The organism is Faecalibacterium sp. An77, assembly GCF_002161315.1.
In the GTDB taxonomy this organism is placed as follows: Bacteria; Bacillota; Clostridia; order Oscillospirales; family Ruminococcaceae; genus Faecalibacterium.
The window spans coordinates 15,889-34,695 of sequence record NZ_NFHK01000026.1; the positions used below are offsets into that span (position 1 = coordinate 15,889).

An 18,807-nucleotide genomic window follows, 5' to 3' on the forward strand; every position below is an offset into this window, starting at 1 on the left:
CACCTCAGTTCAGCACAAGATACAGCCCCCAGGACAGGGCATACAAAACATACACATGGGCGGGGTAAAAGACATAGAACAGCATCTTGTGTCCCCCACCGCGCTTTCCATTATACCACAGCATCAGCGGTGCAGCCAGAATGCCGTAAATCTCATAGTATTCGGTGAACAGCTGGCCCCAGGAAAAGCCCGGCAGCCGGGAGGCCATCAGGCCCATATACACCACCCCATAGAGGATATAGTAGACGCAAAAAGCCGCCACCTGGGTCTTCCGATGTTTGCGGAACAGGTAAAGCACCATTCCCATGACCAGCACCGGCCAGCTGCTGTCCCCCGTGATGCCCCACATGGGCACAAAGGAATAGCACAAAAACCCCAGCGGGTTCATCAGCGCGGGAAACATTACCGAGAGCCCGGTGGCCAGGAAGGGCCATGCCAGCGGCAAAATCACCGCCGCCAGTCCCCGGAAAAGCTTTCGCTGTTCCAGCCAGTCCACACCCTGCCACATTACCATCAGGATTACAAAGGCGGTCATGATGCCATTGAGCGGATAAAAACCGTCCGGCCGCACCAGCACGCCGCCATAGGCCATCAGAAACAGCAGAGCAGACATTCCTGTCGAAAGGACGTAGACCCTGGCAAAATAGCGCTTCCGGCTGTGGGTGTGGGTGAACCCCTCCACCAGGCAAAACAGAAACAGAGGCGCGCCGATCCGGCCCACCATGCTGAACCATTCCGGAATCCACCCCGTAAAACCAAAAAAGTAGTGGACATGGTCCAGCACCATGGCGGCCAGAGCAATCCATTTCAGGCCCGTCTCGGTTATGCCTGTGGGTTTTGCTCGCTGTTGTATTGCTTCCATAACAGTGTATCTCCTTTCTTTCTCTGCTGCTATGGTAACAGGCGATTCTAAGGAAAGTATCAGGAAAAGCAAAAAAGCAGGACTGCGCCCAATGTTTGTTTGGACGCAGTCCTTTTTTGGGCAAGTTGCTGTTTCCCGACCGTCTTTGGTGCCGTTCAGGCCCGCATGAAAATCCCCGGCACAGAAAAGTCCGTGCCGGGGGTATTTTAATAAACGGGAGGCAGAAGTTTCCGCCGGTGCTCTGCAAAGCCCAGACGGGTCAGGTAGTCGGGGCCGCTGGCAAAGGCCCCGAACTGATTGCGCAGCAGGGGGTCAAACTTGGGGATGCTGATGAAGAACAGATCCAGAAAATCCCGGATGATCTTCATATCGTAATGAATCAGGTAGCGGGGAATCTTTCTCCCCTGGAATTCTGCTTTGATGGCCTTTTTGTCGGTGTTGATGTACTCCCACCGGTCCGCCACCAGATAGTCAATGCTCTGGCAGTTGTCCTGAATGACAATGGCCTGATAGCGGTGCTCGGTCCCGGCCTTTTCGTGGAGAAGGACCAGGTGGACCACACCTTCCTCCTCCAGCTGCCAGCGAATCACCAGATAGTCCTGGTTGCCCGCCTCAAAACCGGCCAGCTGGCTCTGCAGGGTCATGCGGGCTGCGCCCTCCACCGGCAGGGTGCAGAGCTCACCATCCGGCTTCTGATAGAAAAACCGGCGGGGCGTCTTGGGCATGAAATAGCGGGCGCGGAGCATGGGGCCTCTGGACTCCTCGGGGGTAAAGCACCCAATCGTCCGCTTGACCATATAGTAGTAGGGTTTGGCGCTGTAGAGATAGACTTTGGTGGACCATTGTTCCGAGCGATCCGGCGCGCCGCTCAGAATGGCCGTCAGGGCCCGGAGCGGTTTGCCCGGGCCGCGATGGAGCAGATACACCGGCAGATGCCCCAGCCGGAAGGTGCTCTGGGGAACCAGGCTGCTGTCCACGCTGCAGTACATATCCCGGTTGGCCAGCAGGGCCTCCCATCTCTGGTCTCCATCGTAGAACCGCAGCAAAGCGCAGGTTCCGCCCTGGCCCTCAAAGTCCCAGAGAAGGACCAGGCGCCCGTCAAACACCAGGCGATGAACCCGCTGCTGTTCAAAGTCATGGAAGAGCTGTTCCAGCAGGGGCTGGGTGATTTCTTCCGGCGGATAGTCCCGGGAGGGCTGGCCGTTATAGTCCGCATGAATCGAGCCGCACAGGCCGGGCTTGATGGTGCGCAGGCCCGGCGCAGGGAGGAAGATTTCGTCCAGAATTTTCTTTGCTCTGCGGGCGGCTTCCTGAAGGGATCGGATGTCCTCATAGCAGCTGGTATACAGAATCTGCTCTCCTTCCGCAGTGCGGCGGAAGGTCAGCAGCCGGCCATTGCCGTACCACTCACAGAAACAGGCGATGTCCTCCTCTTCCCGGGCAAAGAAGGCCGGGCGAAGACTTCCAACCCCATCCCCCATGGGAGCCATACAGGCGATCTCCCGGGCCAGCGCGTCGGACACCACCGCCAAAACCTCTTCCGGAAGATTCAGCCGGGCCAGACGCTCCTTCAAAATCTCCTTCACCTGCTCCAAATCTTCCTGATAGGCCCCCATGACCGGGAGCAGCATCAGAAAACGCAGTTCATCTTCCAGCTGGCACAAGCCCCAGAAAGGCAGCACAGGGTTGCAGACCGTCTGACCGTCGCAGCGGTATTCCAGATAAAACTGGTGGAATCGGATTTCAAACTCCAGGGTTTCCACCTGTTCCTGCCCATCCTCTGCGATGTTCTTCTGATGAAGGATGACGGGGAGGCTCAGCTTCTTTTCCGCCAGCCGCCGGACCCATCCGGCGTCCTGCGGAAACTGCTGGTCCAGCAGGCCGGCCAGAGATTTCCCGTCTGAGGTATCTGCATGGTAAAAGCTGTTGCGCAGGAAATAGCGCAGGAACAGCGGATGCCGCGGGTTGCAGCAGTCCAGGGTGATTTCCTCCCGGGCCAGATTGCCCAGGTTTTCCTGCTCCCTCTTGCGGGCCTCTTCTTTTTCCCACTGGCCGATGCTGTCTTGGATGGCCTCCACCACTTCCCGGGCATAGGGAAAGGACGCCTCCCGCTGGTACAAAGCCATCAGCTGACGGAGAAAATACGCGGTGTGGGGGTCATAGGGCCCGCACCAGTGATGCAGAATCTCATCCCGGACAAACATCCGGGTACGGGCGGCCCGCTGAAAATCCCACCGCGCCAGAAAGGCGTCCGTCAATTCCCGGTTCTGCGGCATGTCGGCGTCAAAATGGTAGAGCTGCCCGCTCAGCTCAATAAACGCTGAGCGAAGCTCCACAAACTGTTCCCGCGGCACGCAGACCTGCGGGGCCTTTTCCTGGGCGATCTGGCGCAGTTTGCCGTAGAAAATCTGGGCCCGGCCCATAACGGCAGAGTTCAGCTCCAATGTATTCCACAGAATCTCATACGCTTCCTCCGGCAGGGTATACAGGGAGAAAAAGGCCTCCAGTACCCGGAGCGACACAATGTTCCGCTCGGTGAAGAGGTCGCTGTTGACGCAGCGCTCTTTCAAATGGGCCATGCTGTACAGGCTCACATACTTGTGCATTTGCTGGGCGGAATCCAGGTCCCACTTCTCCTGCCGGGCCAGGCCGCACAGTGCCTCATAATCCCGATATGCGGCGGAGAGGGCTTTGTCGTTGCCCTGGAGTTTGCGGACCAGCGGCCCCATGGCCGCGATCTTGAGGATATCCTCGATTCCGTCAAAGCCCGCCCCGGCGGCCAGCTCAAATTCGGTGCGGTCTTTGTACTCCACCGCGCGGTAGCGGTAAGCCACCGCCAGCGGAATCTGAAAGACGCTGATGGGCGGCCATTCCTTTTTCATCTCCTCCACAGTCTGGCACAAAGCAGCCGTGAACCGAGGGTCCCGATAGACGGACAGAAACTCGATGGAGGTAAAATACTGATCCCACAGTTTCCGGTTCACCCGCTGTTTGGAGCCATACAGTTCCCGGAACTGATCCAGGGCGGGATGCGCAAAGGGGCGGGCCTGTTCTTCCTCTTCGGCCAGGCTGAAGCCCCCTGTCCCCTGGTTGGCCGGGGCTTGCTGGGGTTCCAGAGGCGGCTGGTCCGGCTGCTCCTGTCCGCGGGCCCAGGCGCAGGCCTCCTCATAGGCGCGCCGAATCTGCAAAAAGCCCTCGGGGTCATCCTCGGGGCTGCACTGGGCGGCTTTGGCGGCATAGGCTTTCCGGATGGCCCCCAGGTCACGGGTGGGTTCCAGGCCCAGAATTTCCCACAGATTCATTCCTCTTCATCCTCCTCATCGTCCGGTTCTTCAAATACGTCCCACTGGGCCCAGCGTTCCAACTCTTCCAGGCGACGGCGGGCGTCTTCCCGCTCCCGGGCCTGCCGGATGGGGTCCCCCGACTGGGCGGCCTCCTGCATCCGCTGCAGCAGATACCCCGCCTCCTGCCGGCGGGGGCCGGTCAGCTCTGCAAACAGACGCTGCGCCCAGGCAAACAGGAGCTGGTCCTCCTCCCCGATCTCCGACTGAGTAGGCAGGGCGTTCAGACGGGCCAGTTCCTGTTGGAGTTCTTCCTCCGACAGGGTAAGTTTGGGGTTCAGGATGACCGTCTGCTTGCGGTCGCCGCTGCTACTCTCTGCGGTCACTTCCAGAATGCCGTTGATATCGTAGGCAAAGATCACCTGCACCCACTGACTGCCCGGCTCGTCCGGCGGGACGGCTACCGTCAGCTCTCCCAGCCGCAGATTGTCCGCCGCATAGTAGTTCTCTCCCTGATAAATTTCCAGACGGATGCGGCGCTGATCCGGAAAAAGGGTATAAAACTGCTGGGCCCGCCGGGCCGGCAGGATGCTGCTGCGGGGAATTAGAACTGCCATATGGGGGTTCACGTCCCCCTGACTGTTGTAGGTGGCCACTCCCAGAGAAAAGGGACAGACATCCGTCATGACCACATCCCGCAGCTCGGCGCTGCGCTGCTTGATGCCCACGCACAGCCCCACCCCCAGGGCCACCATATGTTCCGGCCGGGCGGCCAGGGTGGGCCGCTTGGAAAACAGCTGTTCCAGATAGTCCACAAAGACTTCCATCTGGGAGGAACCACCCACCAGCACCATATCGTCCATGGCGGAAACTGGGATGCCGCTGTCCCGCACGGCGCGGACAATCACGCCGCGGACCCGTTCAAACACCGGCTTACAGATGGAGGCCAAGATTTTCCCGTCCAGCGGGGCGCTCAGATTCTGGTCCCCGTCCTGGAACACCAACAGGCCCCGGCGGATGCCGGACAGGCCCACTTTGCCGCGCTCTGCCAAAGCCAGCAGCTGGCGCTGGGCCGAAGGGGTCAAAGCATCCCAGTTCAGACCGGTTTCCCGGCAGAAATAGTCGGCAATGGCCCGGTCGATGTCGTTGCCGCCCAGGTGGTTGTCCCCTGCAATGGCCAGAATCTCCACCATATTCTCGAAGCAGTCCACCACGCTCACATCCAGGGTGCCGCCGCCAAAATCCACCACCAGCAGCTTGCCTTCCCGGCGGCCCAGGGCCGCACTGTAGCACAGCGCCGCAGCCGACGGCTCATTGATGAGGCGTTTCACCGGCAAACCTGCCAGCTGGGCCGCCAGCCGGGTGGCGCAGCGCTGGTTGTCGTTGAAGTAGGCCGGCACGCTGATGACCGCTTCTTCGATCTCCTCGCCCAGGGCGGCGCGGGCTCTCTGGGCCAGCTTTTTCAGCACCATGGCGGACAGCTCATGGGGAAGAAACTCCTTGTCTCCCAGAGAGAACGTTTTCTCAGTGCCCATCCAGGTTTTGAAGGCCGACACCGTTTGTTCCGGATGGGTTATCAGCCGCTCTTTTGCCACGGCTCCCACCGCAAGGCTGCCGTCCTCCAGCAGGCTGACACAGCTGGGGGTCATGTACTGTCCCAGTTCATTGGGGAGCAGTTCGGCCCGGCCGTTTCGATAGACGCTGACCAGGGAATTGGTGGTTCCCAGATCAATCCCAATCATCGCCATTGGCTTGTTCCTCCTGTTTCGATTCGCCGGGCCGTCCTCCGGGCGCCCCAAAATGCAGGCCGGCGGACACCAGCCGCCATGAATGCTGTGGGTGCTCTCCGGTCAGGCTCTGCCAAGCGTCTTGGCATGGTCTTTTCCTGTATTATAATGCACCCGCAGGCTCTATGGCAAGTCTGCGATGTCCGCCGGCCGCGGTTCCTTTTATGCAATGATTCCGGCCTTTTGGGCTTGGTCAGAGGGCCTTTTTCTGCTGCAGGGCTCCCACAATGAACAGGATCGGCGCCACCACGGCCCAGAGCAGATTGGCGATGCCCCGGATCGACGCAAAATCCGCCACCAACAGCGCCCCGACGCCGCCGAACACCAGCAGAACAATCCCCCAGATCAGGAAGAAGCGGTACTTCTCCGGCTTGTCAACCCGTTTGAGCCCCATCAGCCCCACCACCAGCAGCACCGCCAGCACCACCACGCACAGAACGGCCACCAGAACCGACAACCCCTGCAAGGCCTGAATCGCCACATCGGCCCCGGCCTGGCCGCCGGTCTGCTGCTGCATGGCCTGATTCAAGTTGTCGTACATTTCCGACTCCATGTTCTGGGTCTGTCTGCCCACCGAAAGGCTGTTCCACACGCCAATTGCCTGGCAAACAGCTCCCGCCGCCATCAGCAGGATGCACCCCGCCTTCAACAGGGCATTCTCATTGGTTTGGCTCGTCATAACATGCTCCTTTCCCCTGTCTCCCGCCCTCCGGCGGCGGGATACAGGCTCCGCAATTTGTCCAAAGCAGGCCGAACGGCCCGGCCTTTTGGTCAAGAATACAGCAAAGCTCCTGCTTGTGCAAGGAAATTGCAGCAAAGGGCGGTTTTTTCTGCGCAAAAGGCGGCTGGCTTTCTCCTCTTTTACCCCACTCCTTCATTTCAATTTGCACGTGATGCAGGCCGGCCCGATTACTGATTTCATTGCGTTGATTGTGTCGGTGGTCCTGGTGCAAAAGGAATGCCAATCCCTGCGCGCCCGGGAGCAACCTCCCGGTCCGATCCCCCATCCGCCCCGGCTCTCTGGCCTGAACGGTCGGGTAGGCCGGGGCTTTTGGGTCTCGGCGCGAAACCACCGCGAAACTTTTTCGAAAATGTTTGTTTGGAAGCTCCTCTCCCTCTTGGAAAAAAGTCTGGACTGTGGTATGCTTTTTCTGAGGTGATTGGATGGAAAGAACCACGATTCGCGATGTCGCAAAAAAAGCCGGAGTTTCGATCACAACGGTTTCCAAGGCGCTGAACGATTATACCGACGTCAACCCCGAGACCCGCAAGCATATTCAGGAAATCGCCCGCCAGATGAACTATGTGCCCAATGTGGCCGGGCGCAGCATGGGCGGACGGGTGGACAAGGTGATCGGCCTGCTCATCAACGACCTGCGCCCCATGGACCCTTCCGGTGCAGTGTATGGCATTTTGAGCGGCGTATGCCATGCCTGCCAGGACAACAATATTGAATTCATTCTGATGACAACCGACGGCCATCAGCAGGCCCAGCGATCCCTAAAGGTTCTGTGCCTCAGCAAGCAGCTGACCGGTTTGATCTGTACCGGTTTCCGATTACACGACCCGTACCTGAAACAGCTGGACGAAATCGATATCCCCTGCGCCTTCATCGACGTCCGCATCGACAACCCGGATGTCCTGGACATCACCATGGACAACGAGCGCGCCGCCTATGAGGCGGTCTCCTTCCTGATTAAGAACGGGCGCAAAAACATCGCCCTGGTGAACGGCGGCCCCGAGGCCGACGTCGCCATCCTCCGGGGCAGCGGCTATCGCTGGGCCATGGAGGAAGCCGGTCTGCCCATCCAGCCCAACCGGGTTTTGGACGCAGGGTTCCAGGAGGACATCGCCTATCAGCGGGTCCGGCATCTTCTGGAGCGGGACAGCAGCGTGGATGCCCTGTTCTGTGCCAGCGACCTGATGGCGCTGGGCGCCTGCAAGGCCATCGAGGAGCGCGGCCTGACGGTGGGCGACCAGATTGCGGTGGTGGGTTTTGACGACATTCCCAGCGCGCGCTACCTCTACGGCGGCCTGACCACGGTCCGCCAGGACTTCTATCTTATGGGATACATGGCAGGCAAAGCCATCTATGAAAAAATCGAAGGCAAGACCGATGTCCGTGTGGACAACATGATGTATGAACTGGTGGTGCGCAACAGCGCCCGCGGCAAACTTTGAAACTTGATACATTGTACAAAAAGTCCCCGGCAGGTTTGTATATTCTGAGGATGTACAAACGCCGGGGACTATGCTATTCTAGGGGCGCCAAAAACGTTTTCGTTACGAGCACAGGAGGGTTCTGTCCATGAGCAGTCATAAAGTTCTGCGGGGTGTCACACGCCTGCTGTGTGCGCTGATCGACTATCTGATTCTGATGCTGCCGGTGCAGTTTGTTCTGCTGTTCTGGATCAAAACGAACGCGCTTTCGGCTGATTTTCTGTTCCGCCTTCTCTTTGCCGTCTATGGGGTGCTGATGATTGAGTACAACAACGGCGCCACCCTGGGCAAGATGATCGGACGCCTGAAAGTGGTGGACCGGGCCGGCGGCAAGCCCACGGTCCTCTACACCGGCCTGCGGGAACTGATCCGCGCCATGTACCTGATCCCCATTGTGGGATGGGCTGCCGGGCTGGTCAGCACCGTGATGCTGTTTGTCAAGGGCACCACCCTCCACGACATGGCCGGAAACAGCCGGGTGATCTTCCGCTGGGAGGACAAGCCCGACCCCGAACAGGAGAAAAAAGCATGAATCTGGACGAGATTTTTCATCTGAAACCCACCGACCCGCTGGTTGCCACCAATCCGGTGCTGTTGGGCGGGTGCATTCTGGCGGCGGCTCTGCTGGGCTGGTACTGCGCCCGCAAATACGCCAACACCAGCGACATCGCCCGGAGCATTCGCCTGTATCTGCCGCTGGCAGCCGTCTGCTGCATCGTCTTTTGGGCGCTGGGGATTCCCCTGCTGTTTGCAGCCGGGTCCCAGCTGTGCGGACTGGTGATCCTGGTGTGGATCTCCAACTACTATTTCTATCATTGACTTATCGGGGTTCCCCGTAAGTGCCCGGAAACCGGGCTATTTTTTCACCCTGGATCAAAAACGTTTTCGCCCATCGGCGAAGCGTGAAATAAAGGAGGATTTTCTTATGGCTATGGATTATTCGCGTGCTGCTGACTGGATTGTGGCTGAGGACAGCTTTGACCCGGAGTATCTGGGCAAATGTGAGTCCATCATGTGCCAGGGCAACGGCTATCTCTGCCTGCGCAACGCCACCGACGAATTCAACCCCGGCGAGCAGCGGGACCTGTTTGTGGCGGGCACCTTCAACAAATTCGATGACAACGAGGTCACCGAGCTGCCCAACGCAGCCGACATCTCCCGTCTGGACCTGCGGCTGGACGGGGTGCGGTTCAGCCTGCTGACCGGCAAGGTGGAGTCCTATGACCGGGCCCTCAACCTCAAGACCGGCGAGACCACCCGCCGGGTGGTCTGGGCCGCTCCCAACGGCAAGCGGTATCAGCTGGTGTTCAGCCGTTTTGTCTCTCTGGACCGGCTGCACCTCATCGCCCAGAAGGTGGAGGTCACTCCCCTGGACGGCGACATGGAGCTGGACATCACCGGCGGCATCAACGGCCAGATGAACAACGGCGGCAGCCAGCACTTCTCGGAGGGCGACAAGCGTCTCTTTGAAGGCCGCCACATGCAGTACAACCAGACCACCGGCCAGTCGGGGATTCACTTTGTCTTCCACACCACCTTCTCCTTCGCTATGGACGGCGTGCCCCAGGACGAAAAGGGCTTCATCGTGATGGACCGCCGCATCATCAAGCAGGAGTTCAAGGTGGCCATCCCCGCCGGCAAGACCCTGACCATCCAGAAGCTGTCCACCGTGTACACTTCCCGCGACCGCGACAGCGAGGGTCTGGAGCTCTCTGCCCTGCAGGAAAAGGCTCTGGCCGGTCAGAAGGAGATCTGCGCTCTGGGCTACGATGCCCTGCTGGCTGAGAGTGCCCGCGCCTGGTCTGCCAAGGTCTGGGACAACGTGCCGGTGACCATCCAGTCGGAGAACGCCTTTGACCAGCTGGCCATCCGCTTTGCACAGTACCATCTGTACATCATGACCCCCATGCACGACAACCGCATGAACATCGGCGCCAAGGGCCTGTCCGGCGAGGGCTACAAGGGCCACACCTTCTGGGACACCGAAATGTTCATCCTGCCCTACTTCATCTACAGCGCACCCGAAGTGGCCCGCAGCCTGGAGGAGTACCGCTGGCTGAGCCTGCCCGGCGCCCACAAGAAGGCCGCTGGCAACCAGTACGAGGGCGCCCAGTTCCCCTGGGAGTCGGCCTGGATTGACGACGGCGAAGTCACCCCGGTCTGGGGCGCTGCCGACATCGTCACCGGTCTGCCCACCAAGATCTGGTCCGGCTTCATTGAGCAGCACATCACCGCCGACGTGGCCTACGGCGCATGGGAATACTATCAGGTGACCGGCGACCAGGATTTCATGGACCGCTGCGGCTATGAGCTGATTCTGGACACCGGCAAGTTCTGGGCCAGCCGCCTGGAGGAAGGCACCGACGGCCTGCTCCACATCAACGACGTGGTGGGTCCCGACGAGTACAAGGAGCACGTGGACGACAACGCCTTCACCAACTACATGGCTGCCTGGAACATCCGCAAGGCTCTGGAGTACAGCCGCCAGCTCAAGGCTGAACGCCCCGAGCTGTACAGCACTCTGGACAAAAAGCTGGGCCTGGCTGCTCTGGAACCCCAGTGGGAGGAGAAGCTGAACCGCATCTACCTGCCCCAGCCCCGTGAGGATCTGGTCATTCCCCAGGACCGCACCTATCTGACCCTGAAGGACATCGACCTGACCAAGTACAAGAACCAGAAGAACGTGGGCAGCATCTACCGTGACTACAACCAGGAGCAGATCACCCACATGCAGGTTTCCAAGCAGGCCGACATCCTGATTATGTTTCTGCTGCTGGAGAACCAGTTCAGCGCCGATGTCAAGCGCGCCAACTGGAGCTACTATGAGCCCCGCACCCTCCACGACTCTTCCCTGTCTCTGTCCACCCACTGCATCCTGGCCAACGATATGGGCAACCGGGATATGGCTTACCAGCTGTTCTCCAGCGCTGCCGCCATCGACGTGGGCCCCAACATGAAGACCAGTGACGCCGGCATCCATGCCGCTTCCCTGGCGGGCATCTGGCAGTCGGTGGTGTTCGGCTTCGGCGGCGTCCGGATGTTGGACGGCAAGCTGCGCATCGACCCCGTCCTGCCCGACGCATGGACCGGTCTGGACTTCTATATCTACTGGCACGGCCAGAAACTCCACATCACCCTGAGCCACACCGCCCTGAACATCGAAAATCTCACCGGCACCGAAACGGTGGAGCTGACCGTTTACGGCAAAGCCTATCAGGTGCAGGGCCAGATCTGCGTAGAACTGTAAAATAACCGGACAAGATGTCCAAAATACGGAGTCAGGTTTTGTTCATAAAGCGAATTGAATACGAAAACGTTTTCGTATAGAATAGGTGCTGTCGAAAACGTTTTTGCAACCATGCAAAAAGCACTTTGAAGGAGGCTCTTTTCCATGAAGAAGATCAATCGTCGTTCGTTCCTTGCTGTGTGCGGCGCCGCTGCGGCCGCCGCCGCGCTGACCGCCTGCGGCAGCTCCTCGTCCACCTCGACCGCCGGCTCCACCGCTGCCTCCGGCAGCGCATCCGCTTCCGGCGACTTCTCCGGCCGCACCCTGACCGTGGGCATCTGGGGCGGCAACGACCAGGAGACCGCAGCCATCAACCAGCTGAAGACCAACTTTGAGGCCGACCACGGCTGCACCGTGGAGCTGAAGGTCTACACCGACTTCAACACCCAGTTCCAGGCCGACCTGATCGGCCAGACCGCTCCCGACACCTTCTACGTGGACGGCAGCATGTTCCCCTTCTACGGCTCTCTGGGCGTGATGGACCCCCTGGATGCTGCTGAGTACGATCTGGACCAGTTCTATCCCAACCTGGTGGAGGCCTTCACCAACGACGAGGGCACCCTGTGCGTTCCCAAGGACGTCTCCACCCTGGCCACCTACTACAACATCGACCTGCTGGAGGCCTGCGGCTACACTGCCGACGACATCCCCGACAACTACGACGATTACATGCCGTTCCTGCTGGACCTGCAGGCCAAGCTGGACGAGATCTATGGCCCCAACCAGATTGCTGCCATGACCTACAACCAGGACCTGTCCCGCAACCTGTGCATCCTGCAGGACGGCAACGACGGCCTGTGCGACGCTGAGGGCAACGCCACCCTGACCAGCGACAGCGTGGTCAAGAACATGGAGTACATCCTCAACTTTGTGGACGCCGGCGTCTGGAAGACCCCCAGCGCCCTGGGCCTGGGCTGGAACGGCGAGGCCTTCGGCACCGGCAAGGCCGTCATCATGGAGGAAGGCAACTGGGTCTACGGCACCCTCAAGACCGACTACAGCGACATCAACTTCGGCGTCAAGGCCATGCCCAGCTACAACGGCACCCAGTACTCCATGAGCTACACCGTGGGCTACGGCATCTACACCCTGAGCCAGAACAAGGACATGGCTTCCGCCTGGATCAAGTACGTCACCAGCGTGGACGGCGAGACCATCTGGTGCACCGGCGCAGGCTGCCTGCCCCCGCGTGCCGACGCCGCCGAGGCCATGGACATTGATAGCGATCCCGTCTGGAAGGTCCACTCCGAGATGACCGACTGCTCTCTGCCCTGGCAGCTGGGCAACAACGCCTCCATCATCAACACCGCATACCAGAACTACTTCCCCCTGGCTGTCAGCGGCGAGATGACCGCAGCGGAATTCCTGAAGGCCGCCGAAGACCAGGCCAACCAGGAAATCGCCAACGCCGGCTAAGCCGCACGGCGTCCCACCCACTCAACTAGGGAACGGAGGAATCGTGTATGCCAAAAGCAACCAAAGAAGTAGCTCCCGGCACTGCGGCGATCCAGTTTGATACCCGTCCCAGCAAACGCAAGCTGCAGGAATGACGCCAAGGTTATCTGTTCCTGCTGCCTGCGGTTGTGATCCTGGGCATCTTCATCGGCATCGCAGCCATCTTTGTCGTCTACCTCTCTTTTCACAAAGTCAACCTCTTCACCGGCAGCTACACCTTCGTGGGGCTGGAAAACTATCTCCGCCTGTTCACCGATGAGACGGCCCGCAAGGCCCTGACCAACACCCTGTCCTTCTCGGTGGTGGTGGTCCCCTGCCAGACCATCATCGCGCTGATCATCGCCAGCGTCCTGAACAGCAAGATCCGCGGCAAGTACTTCTTCCGCACCGTCTACTTCCTGCCCACCCTGACCTCCAGCTCGGCGCTGACCATCATCTTCATGTTTATGTTCAGCGTCACCGGACCCATCAACATGATGCTGATCCGCGCCGGCATCCTGCCCGCGGGCGGCGGCTTTTTCCCTTTCCGCTAAAGATACATTTCAAAGGCCGCCAGCTACCCGCTGGACGGGGATTTTTCAAAATTTCTTTTGCCTTAGTAATCCGGGCAACAGGATTTTGGCAACCGGCGGGGCAGAGAATTTTTCCTTTCACTCCCCACACCACCGCTCTTAGAAATTTGCCAAACGGAGCAGGCAGTTTTTTCTGGCTTCACCTACCTACTACGGGTGATTTTCGATTTTGCCAAATGGACACAAAAAAAGCAGTAAATCTTTTTCAGACTTACTGCTTTCGCTGGCCGCCGGTGGGCGGCTGATATTCAGTTTTGAAGGTTCGGGTCAGGGTGGCCCGAAGATAAAAAAACAACAGTATTCAATTTATTAAATAATTTCCTGTCGATTCCCTTTAATCAATACAGTTTGACCGTCAGCCAATTCAATCAAATCGTTTTTCGATATATCTCCAAAAGGGCTCTCTTTTTCAGCGTGTGGTATCAACGGATTTGCTAAATATCCTAATCCATCGGAAAAATTTCCGGCAGCAATCATACTACCTGCGCTAATTCCCAGATACACCAATCCATTCTCTATTGCTTGCTTTAGGGGCTTCGAAAATCCTGTTCTGTTTATTTCGCTAAGAAGCGTATGGGCATTTCCTCCACAAAAAGCAATCATGTCATATTGAGTAAGTTCTTGAACACTCATTAAGCGAAACGGTACAGGTATGTCACTAATATAACTTGAATATGTTCTTTTATATCCATCGGAAAGTAAAAACGCAAGATTATATATAAGAATATTATTCATAGGTATTCCCATATTCATAAGGCGCTCCATACATACAATGATTCCTTCTCGCGCACCATCATTTCCAACTGCGGCGGATGGAACCAAAATCGCTTTTGTGTTAATCGGTTCTTTTCCGATACATTTCCAAAATAATACCATAGTCTTTTCGTTTAAGCCACTTGAAGTTAAGAACAGGGTTCTCATAAACTTAGTCCTCTTTTAATTTTTCAAATTTGCATTTGTCGATGGCTTTATTATACTATGACCGCTTACTTATGGGAATAGATGAATTGTAAACTTGCTGGGGAAAATCGCTAATGGAAGCCGGTGTTTGTTCTTTGCTTATCGGTCAAAGCGAAACTTGAACAGTGCGGCGATTAGCTTCTGCTTCACATATTCCTCAACCTCGGCGTTGACTTTCCCATGTACTTTGGAGCAATAGCGGATATATCCGGCGTAGTGGGAAAGAACGGTGTCGATTGCGTCCGGGTCGCCCTCATAGGCTTTGACGATTGTTTCATAGGGGAGAAGTTTACTCATAGCGGTTTTCCTCCATGAGCCGCCGTAACCGCTGCAAGGCAAGCTGGATATGTCGCCCCGCAGTGCTGCGTGTCCGGCCGATATGTACGCCGATCACTCGCTGCGGCTGGCGCAGGAAATAGTAGCGGAAAATTTCTTCCTGTGCCTGCTCCGGTAAGAGGGCAAGGGCGGCGGCAAGCTCCGTATGGTACAGAACGGCGGTCTGGCCGCAAGCGGTAAAAAAATATTCTTCAAGCTGCTCCGGCTCGGCAAGCTGAACAAACTTCTCATTCATCAGATAGTCAAGGGAAACTTCCCGTTCCCACCTCCGGCGCAGCTTCAAAATTATATCTATGGCGGTGTGACGAATGACAACCTTGCAAAAGGCGTTAAAGGTGTACTGGATATGCACTTTATAGGCTTCATCTTCGGTCATGGAAATTCCCCCTCTCTGATAATAGTGCGGGGCGGCAGCACTCCTTGCTGTCGCCCCTTGATTGCTTATCTGCAAAGGCGGGCGGGGCTGTCAACGGCGGCGCGGTACGCGCCGTTCATCTTGACCGTTGACTGGCTCGGCTGGCTTTGCTATTTAACATCATACATTACTTGACTTGTAAAACGCGATATAACCGGCTTCTGTTGGGTGGTCGGCAATTAAGCAGTTGCCTTCTCTTAATACATTAACGGCAATAAGCAAATCAGCTCCTGCGGCAATAAAATTAACCATTAGAGTAAGCAAAGACACTGTGCCAGGATATACGAAAACAAACAGTATGCTGCCTAATCCCAATATTACAAAAGGTGCCAAAACTCCAGTTAAGTACGATTTCTTTTTCAACGCCACCTTACAAGCACAACTTGGCATCATTGCGTTGATATTAAACCGAACCACCTTCCAGCCTTTACCGCTTGAAATTGCCCAACCGATACCATGCAACAACTCATGTATTACAACTGAGATAGCAATAATGGCTATAAACATAATGTAAAAAGAAAGTCCGCCGACTTCTGACAAATGCGCTCTTTCAATTAAGAGAAAGCGATACAATAAGCCCAAAGTTATTACGAACGGGAGTGCGTAAACAATTCCTAAAACCATTGCCTTTCCAGACGGAATTGTGACATCTTTTTCTCTGAACCCATTTGCTTTTAGGTCAGCTTGCACCCTGTTAAAATCCTTGTTTTCTTTTTTTGATTTCATAATGACACCTCCTGCTTAAAGCGTTCACTTCCACGCATACAGTATATATTATTTCGTTCTATATGTCAAATATTTCTTACATCAAAGTGGAAATAAATAGCCGTCAAAGACGGCTACTTGTATTTGACAATGTGACGGATTACTCTCTGTGCCTTAAAATAAGTATTCCTACTATCTCAACAATTACTGTTATGTTGAAAATGAGCTGAATAGAGTTTACAGCTAAAAATGCGTCCAGCACAAGAACCTCCCCACCAGATGATTGCTGAACAGCAATATACTGCATATACTGGCTGAATAGCGTAGCACAAATACCAAAACAGATCAATGCCACGATACTCGCTTTTCCAATAATTTTCCTGCCGCGTTCATCTCGGCTGCTCTTACAGAAGAACAGAAACAAAAGAGCTATAAACAGCAGAACACCAATAACCATATTAACAAAAGTTGCCTGTCGATTAGACAGCAAGGAATAGAAGAAATCCTCCATTTTCTATGCCCCCTTAAAATCAAATAAATCTTCAATCGTAACATCAAACACCCTCGCAATACTATATGCCAAGAGCATAGATGGGTTGTAACGGTTTCGTTCAAGCTGCATGATGGTCTGGCGGGACACACCGACTAAATCGGCAAGTTCCTGCTGCGTCATTCGCTTGGTTGCCCTGTACACATGGATTTTACTTTCAAAAGTGTACTTACTTTTTCCCGCCATCTGTTCACCGCCTTCCTCTAAGATTTATTTTTCAGTATAACATATTTCTTACTTTATGTCTAAGAAATTTTTTTGACGGAATAGGGCTGCTGTCTATCAAATTCTTTGTGTTACTTTATGGCACATGAGCATTCCGTGCCGGCTTTTTTCTTTGGACTCCCGGGCTGCCGGGCCCTTTGGATTAACCAGCGGTTAAGAAAATCTGTCCTTCCCTTAACGCCGCCTCGCTTGCGGCGGCCGGGCGGATGGGTTACAATACAGACAGAAACCGCGCGGCCCACCTACAATCGAGAGGAGCCAACCATGGAACTGAATCAACTGAAAATCGGCGAAAACATCGCCGCTCTCCGCAAAGCCAAAGGTCTGACCCAGGAACAGCTGGCCGCACAGCTGGGGATTTCCGCCCCGGCCGTCAGCAAGTGGGAGACCAACGCCTCCTGCCCCGACATTGCCCTGCTCTGCCCTCTGGCCCGGGCCCTGGGCACCAACGTGGACACCCTGCTGCAATTTGAAGAAACCCTCTCCGACCAGGAAGTGGTGGAGCAAATCAATGCCATCATCCAGACTGCCATGCAGCAGGGCTGCCCGGCGGCAGAGGAAAAGCTGCAGGAACTGCTCCACCGCTATCCCCACTGTGCCGCCCTCCAGTTCAACGCAGCGGCAGCCTATGACACCTTCCAGATGTTCTCCCCCGAAATCCCATCCCTCTGGAAAAGCCGCAAAAAGGCCCTTTTGGAGGAGCTGCGCGCCTCGGGCAGCTCGGCCTACTGGCAGAGCGCCACCATCCAGCTGGCCAGTCTGGCCCTGTTGGACGGGGACCCGGAACAGTGCGCCGCCCTGCTGCGGGAACTGCCGGAACACGTGGGCGATCCCACCTCCATCTGGGCCCTGTACTATCTGAAAAAGGACCAGCCGGAAGAAGCTCTCAAGCTGATCCAAAAGCAGCTCTACAAGCTGGTCAACCAGACCCAGACCTGCCTTGTCTCCCTGATGAATCCCAAACTGATGTCCCGGCCCGGGCAGCTGCTGCATCTGTGCCAGGCCTATCGGGCTGTTTCCCAGACCTTTGGCCTGGCCGACATGAGCGACGCCCCCATGATGGAGGCCTATCTCCAGATAGGCGAATTTCAGCAGGCCGCCGACTGTTTCGCCCGGTATGTGGACATCGCCCTGGGGCCGGTCACCTTCCCGGACGAGGAATTGTTCTCGCCCGGGCTCACCTACAAAAAGCAGGAGGGTTTCCAGGCCACCACCCAGCCTTTGCGGCGGCTTTTGCAGCAGTCCATCACCACCGAAGAAAAGTACCGTCCGCTGTTTGAATATCCCGTCTTTACCCAGGCGCTGGAAAAGCTGAAAGCCAGCGTGTAAGCTGCCTTCCGGGGCTCTGCTTGCGCCGCCGGGCAAAGTATGTTAGACTGGCTTTGAAAGCATGGTTGTTCCGATCGCTTTGCAAGGGAGGCAGTCTTTATGATGCATCTGTACGGTTCTTCTGCCGGCATTCTGCGGCACCCCGACGCCGGAGAGGGCGGTCTGCCCCTTCCTCAAATCCGGATGCTCCGCGGGGACATCACCCAGGTGCAGGATGTGGACGCCATCGTCAATGCCGCCAACAACAGCCTGTTGGGAGGCGGCGGTGTGGACGGGGCCATCCACCGGGCCGCAGGGCCTGAGCTATTGGCCGAATGCCGGACCCTCCACGGCTGCCCCACCGGCCAGGCCAAACTCACCCGGGGCTACCGCCTCCCCTGCCCCTATGTGATCCACACGGTGGGGCCCATCTGGTCCGGCGGCCGTCACGGAGAGGCTCAGCTGCTGGCGGACTGTTACCGCCACTCTCTCCAGCTGGCAATGGAACACGGCATCCGGCGGATTGCGTTCCCTTCCATTTCCACTGGGGTGTATGCCTTCCCGCTGGCACCGGCGGCAGACATCGCCCTTCAAACTGTCCGGGACTTTCTGACCCAGCATCCCGGCGCGCTGGATTTGGTGGAGTGGGTGCTGTTTGACGACCACACCTTCCGCGCCTACGTCGACGCACAAAACAAGCTGTTCTAAACAAAACGCCCGGCGTCTCTGAACTGAACCAGTAAAAACGGACAATAGACAAAACGCCCCCTGTGTAGGAAAATAAACCTATACAGGGGGTGTTCGTATGTCCAGACAAAAATACACACATATCCAAGTGAAAGAGG

At 56.8% G+C, this 18,807-nt stretch carries 18 protein-coding genes; 8 read left to right on the top strand and 10 right to left on the bottom strand.

The window, feature by feature from the left end:
• Positions 1-4: 4 nt before the first annotated feature.
• From B5G28_RS09375 to B5G28_RS09390, 4 genes are all read right to left on the bottom strand, one after another.
• Entirely contained in the window at positions 5-862 is an 858-nt protein-coding gene (locus tag B5G28_RS09375; protein WP_087248162.1) for a TraX family protein, read from the bottom strand.
• A gap of 206 nt (positions 863-1,068) precedes the next feature.
• A complete protein-coding gene (locus B5G28_RS09380) occupies positions 1,069-4,164 on the bottom strand; it encodes a J domain-containing protein (protein ID WP_087248164.1) in 3,096 nt (1,031 codons plus the stop codon).
• A complete protein-coding gene (locus B5G28_RS09385) occupies positions 4,161-5,891 on the bottom strand; it encodes an Hsp70 family protein (protein ID WP_087248166.1) in 1,731 nt (576 codons plus the stop codon). The genes B5G28_RS09380 and B5G28_RS09385 overlap by 4 nt, the downstream gene beginning before the upstream one ends.
• 232 nt (positions 5,892-6,123) lie before the next feature.
• Complete coding sequence (locus tag B5G28_RS09390) at positions 6,124-6,609, bottom strand: hypothetical protein (RefSeq protein ID WP_087248168.1); 486 nt, start codon at positions 6,607-6,609, stop codon at positions 6,124-6,126.
• 485 nt (positions 6,610-7,094) lie between these two features.
• Between B5G28_RS09390 and B5G28_RS09395 the strand changes: the two genes are divergently transcribed.
• From B5G28_RS09395 to B5G28_RS09420, 6 genes are all read left to right on the top strand, one after another.
• Positions 7,095-8,111: a LacI family DNA-binding transcriptional regulator gene (locus B5G28_RS09395; RefSeq protein ID WP_087248170.1), complete on the top strand. Its 1,017-nt coding sequence runs from the start codon at positions 7,095-7,097 to the stop codon at positions 8,109-8,111.
• Between the two features lie 127 nt (positions 8,112-8,238).
• Complete coding sequence (locus B5G28_RS09400; protein WP_087248172.1) at positions 8,239-8,682, top strand: RDD family protein; 444 nt, start codon at positions 8,239-8,241, stop codon at positions 8,680-8,682.
• Complete coding sequence (locus B5G28_RS09405; RefSeq protein ID WP_087248174.1) at positions 8,679-8,969, top strand: hypothetical protein; 291 nt, start codon at positions 8,679-8,681, stop codon at positions 8,967-8,969. The genes B5G28_RS09400 and B5G28_RS09405 overlap by 4 nt, the downstream gene beginning before the upstream one ends.
• A gap of 106 nt (positions 8,970-9,075) precedes the next feature.
• Entirely contained in the window at positions 9,076-11,397 is a 2,322-nt protein-coding gene (locus B5G28_RS09410; RefSeq protein ID WP_087248176.1) for a glycosyl hydrolase family 65 protein, read from the top strand.
• Positions 11,398-11,541: 144 nt separating this feature from the next.
• Complete coding sequence (locus B5G28_RS09415) at positions 11,542-12,852, top strand: extracellular solute-binding protein (protein ID WP_087248178.1); 1,311 nt, start codon at positions 11,542-11,544, stop codon at positions 12,850-12,852.
• 167 nt (positions 12,853-13,019) lie between these two features.
• Positions 13,020-13,424, top strand: a complete 405-nt coding sequence (locus tag B5G28_RS09420; RefSeq protein WP_087248180.1) for a sugar ABC transporter permease — start codon at positions 13,020-13,022, stop codon at positions 13,422-13,424.
• 348 nt (positions 13,425-13,772) lie between these two features.
• Here the strand turns inward: B5G28_RS09420 and B5G28_RS09425 are convergent, their stop codons facing one another.
• From B5G28_RS09425 to B5G28_RS09450, 6 genes are all read right to left on the bottom strand, one after another.
• A complete protein-coding gene (locus B5G28_RS09425; protein WP_002571017.1) occupies positions 13,773-14,384 on the bottom strand; it encodes a Type 1 glutamine amidotransferase-like domain-containing protein in 612 nt (203 codons plus the stop codon).
• Positions 14,385-14,522: 138 nt separating this feature from the next.
• Entirely contained in the window at positions 14,523-14,720 is a 198-nt protein-coding gene (locus B5G28_RS09430; protein ID WP_087248182.1) for a helix-turn-helix domain-containing protein, read from the bottom strand.
• Positions 14,713-15,135, bottom strand: coding sequence for an RNA polymerase subunit sigma-70 (locus B5G28_RS09435; RefSeq protein WP_087248184.1), 423 nt, complete (start codon positions 15,133-15,135; stop codon positions 14,713-14,715). Before B5G28_RS09435 ends, B5G28_RS09430 begins: the two co-directional genes overlap by 8 nt.
• A 159-nt stretch (positions 15,136-15,294) precedes the next feature.
• Positions 15,295-15,900: a DUF3267 domain-containing protein gene (locus B5G28_RS09440; protein WP_087248186.1), complete on the bottom strand. Its 606-nt coding sequence runs from the start codon at positions 15,898-15,900 to the stop codon at positions 15,295-15,297.
• Between the two features lie 139 nt (positions 15,901-16,039).
• Positions 16,040-16,390 (bottom strand): hypothetical protein, encoded by a 351-nt coding sequence (locus B5G28_RS09445; RefSeq protein WP_087248189.1) that lies wholly within the window; start codon positions 16,388-16,390, stop codon positions 16,040-16,042.
• A 3-nt stretch (positions 16,391-16,393) separates the two neighbouring features.
• Complete coding sequence (locus tag B5G28_RS09450) at positions 16,394-16,615, bottom strand: helix-turn-helix transcriptional regulator (RefSeq protein ID WP_087248191.1); 222 nt, start codon at positions 16,613-16,615, stop codon at positions 16,394-16,396.
• A 303-nt stretch (positions 16,616-16,918) separates the two neighbouring features.
• Between B5G28_RS09450 and B5G28_RS09455 the strand changes: the two genes are divergently transcribed.
• Positions 16,919-17,983, top strand: a complete 1,065-nt coding sequence (locus B5G28_RS09455) for a helix-turn-helix transcriptional regulator (RefSeq protein WP_158099608.1) — start codon at positions 16,919-16,921, stop codon at positions 17,981-17,983.
• 183 nt (positions 17,984-18,166) lie between these two features.
• Positions 18,167-18,670: an O-acetyl-ADP-ribose deacetylase gene (locus B5G28_RS09460; RefSeq protein ID WP_242967554.1), complete on the top strand. Its 504-nt coding sequence runs from the start codon at positions 18,167-18,169 to the stop codon at positions 18,668-18,670.
• Positions 18,671-18,807 lie beyond the last annotated feature (137 nt).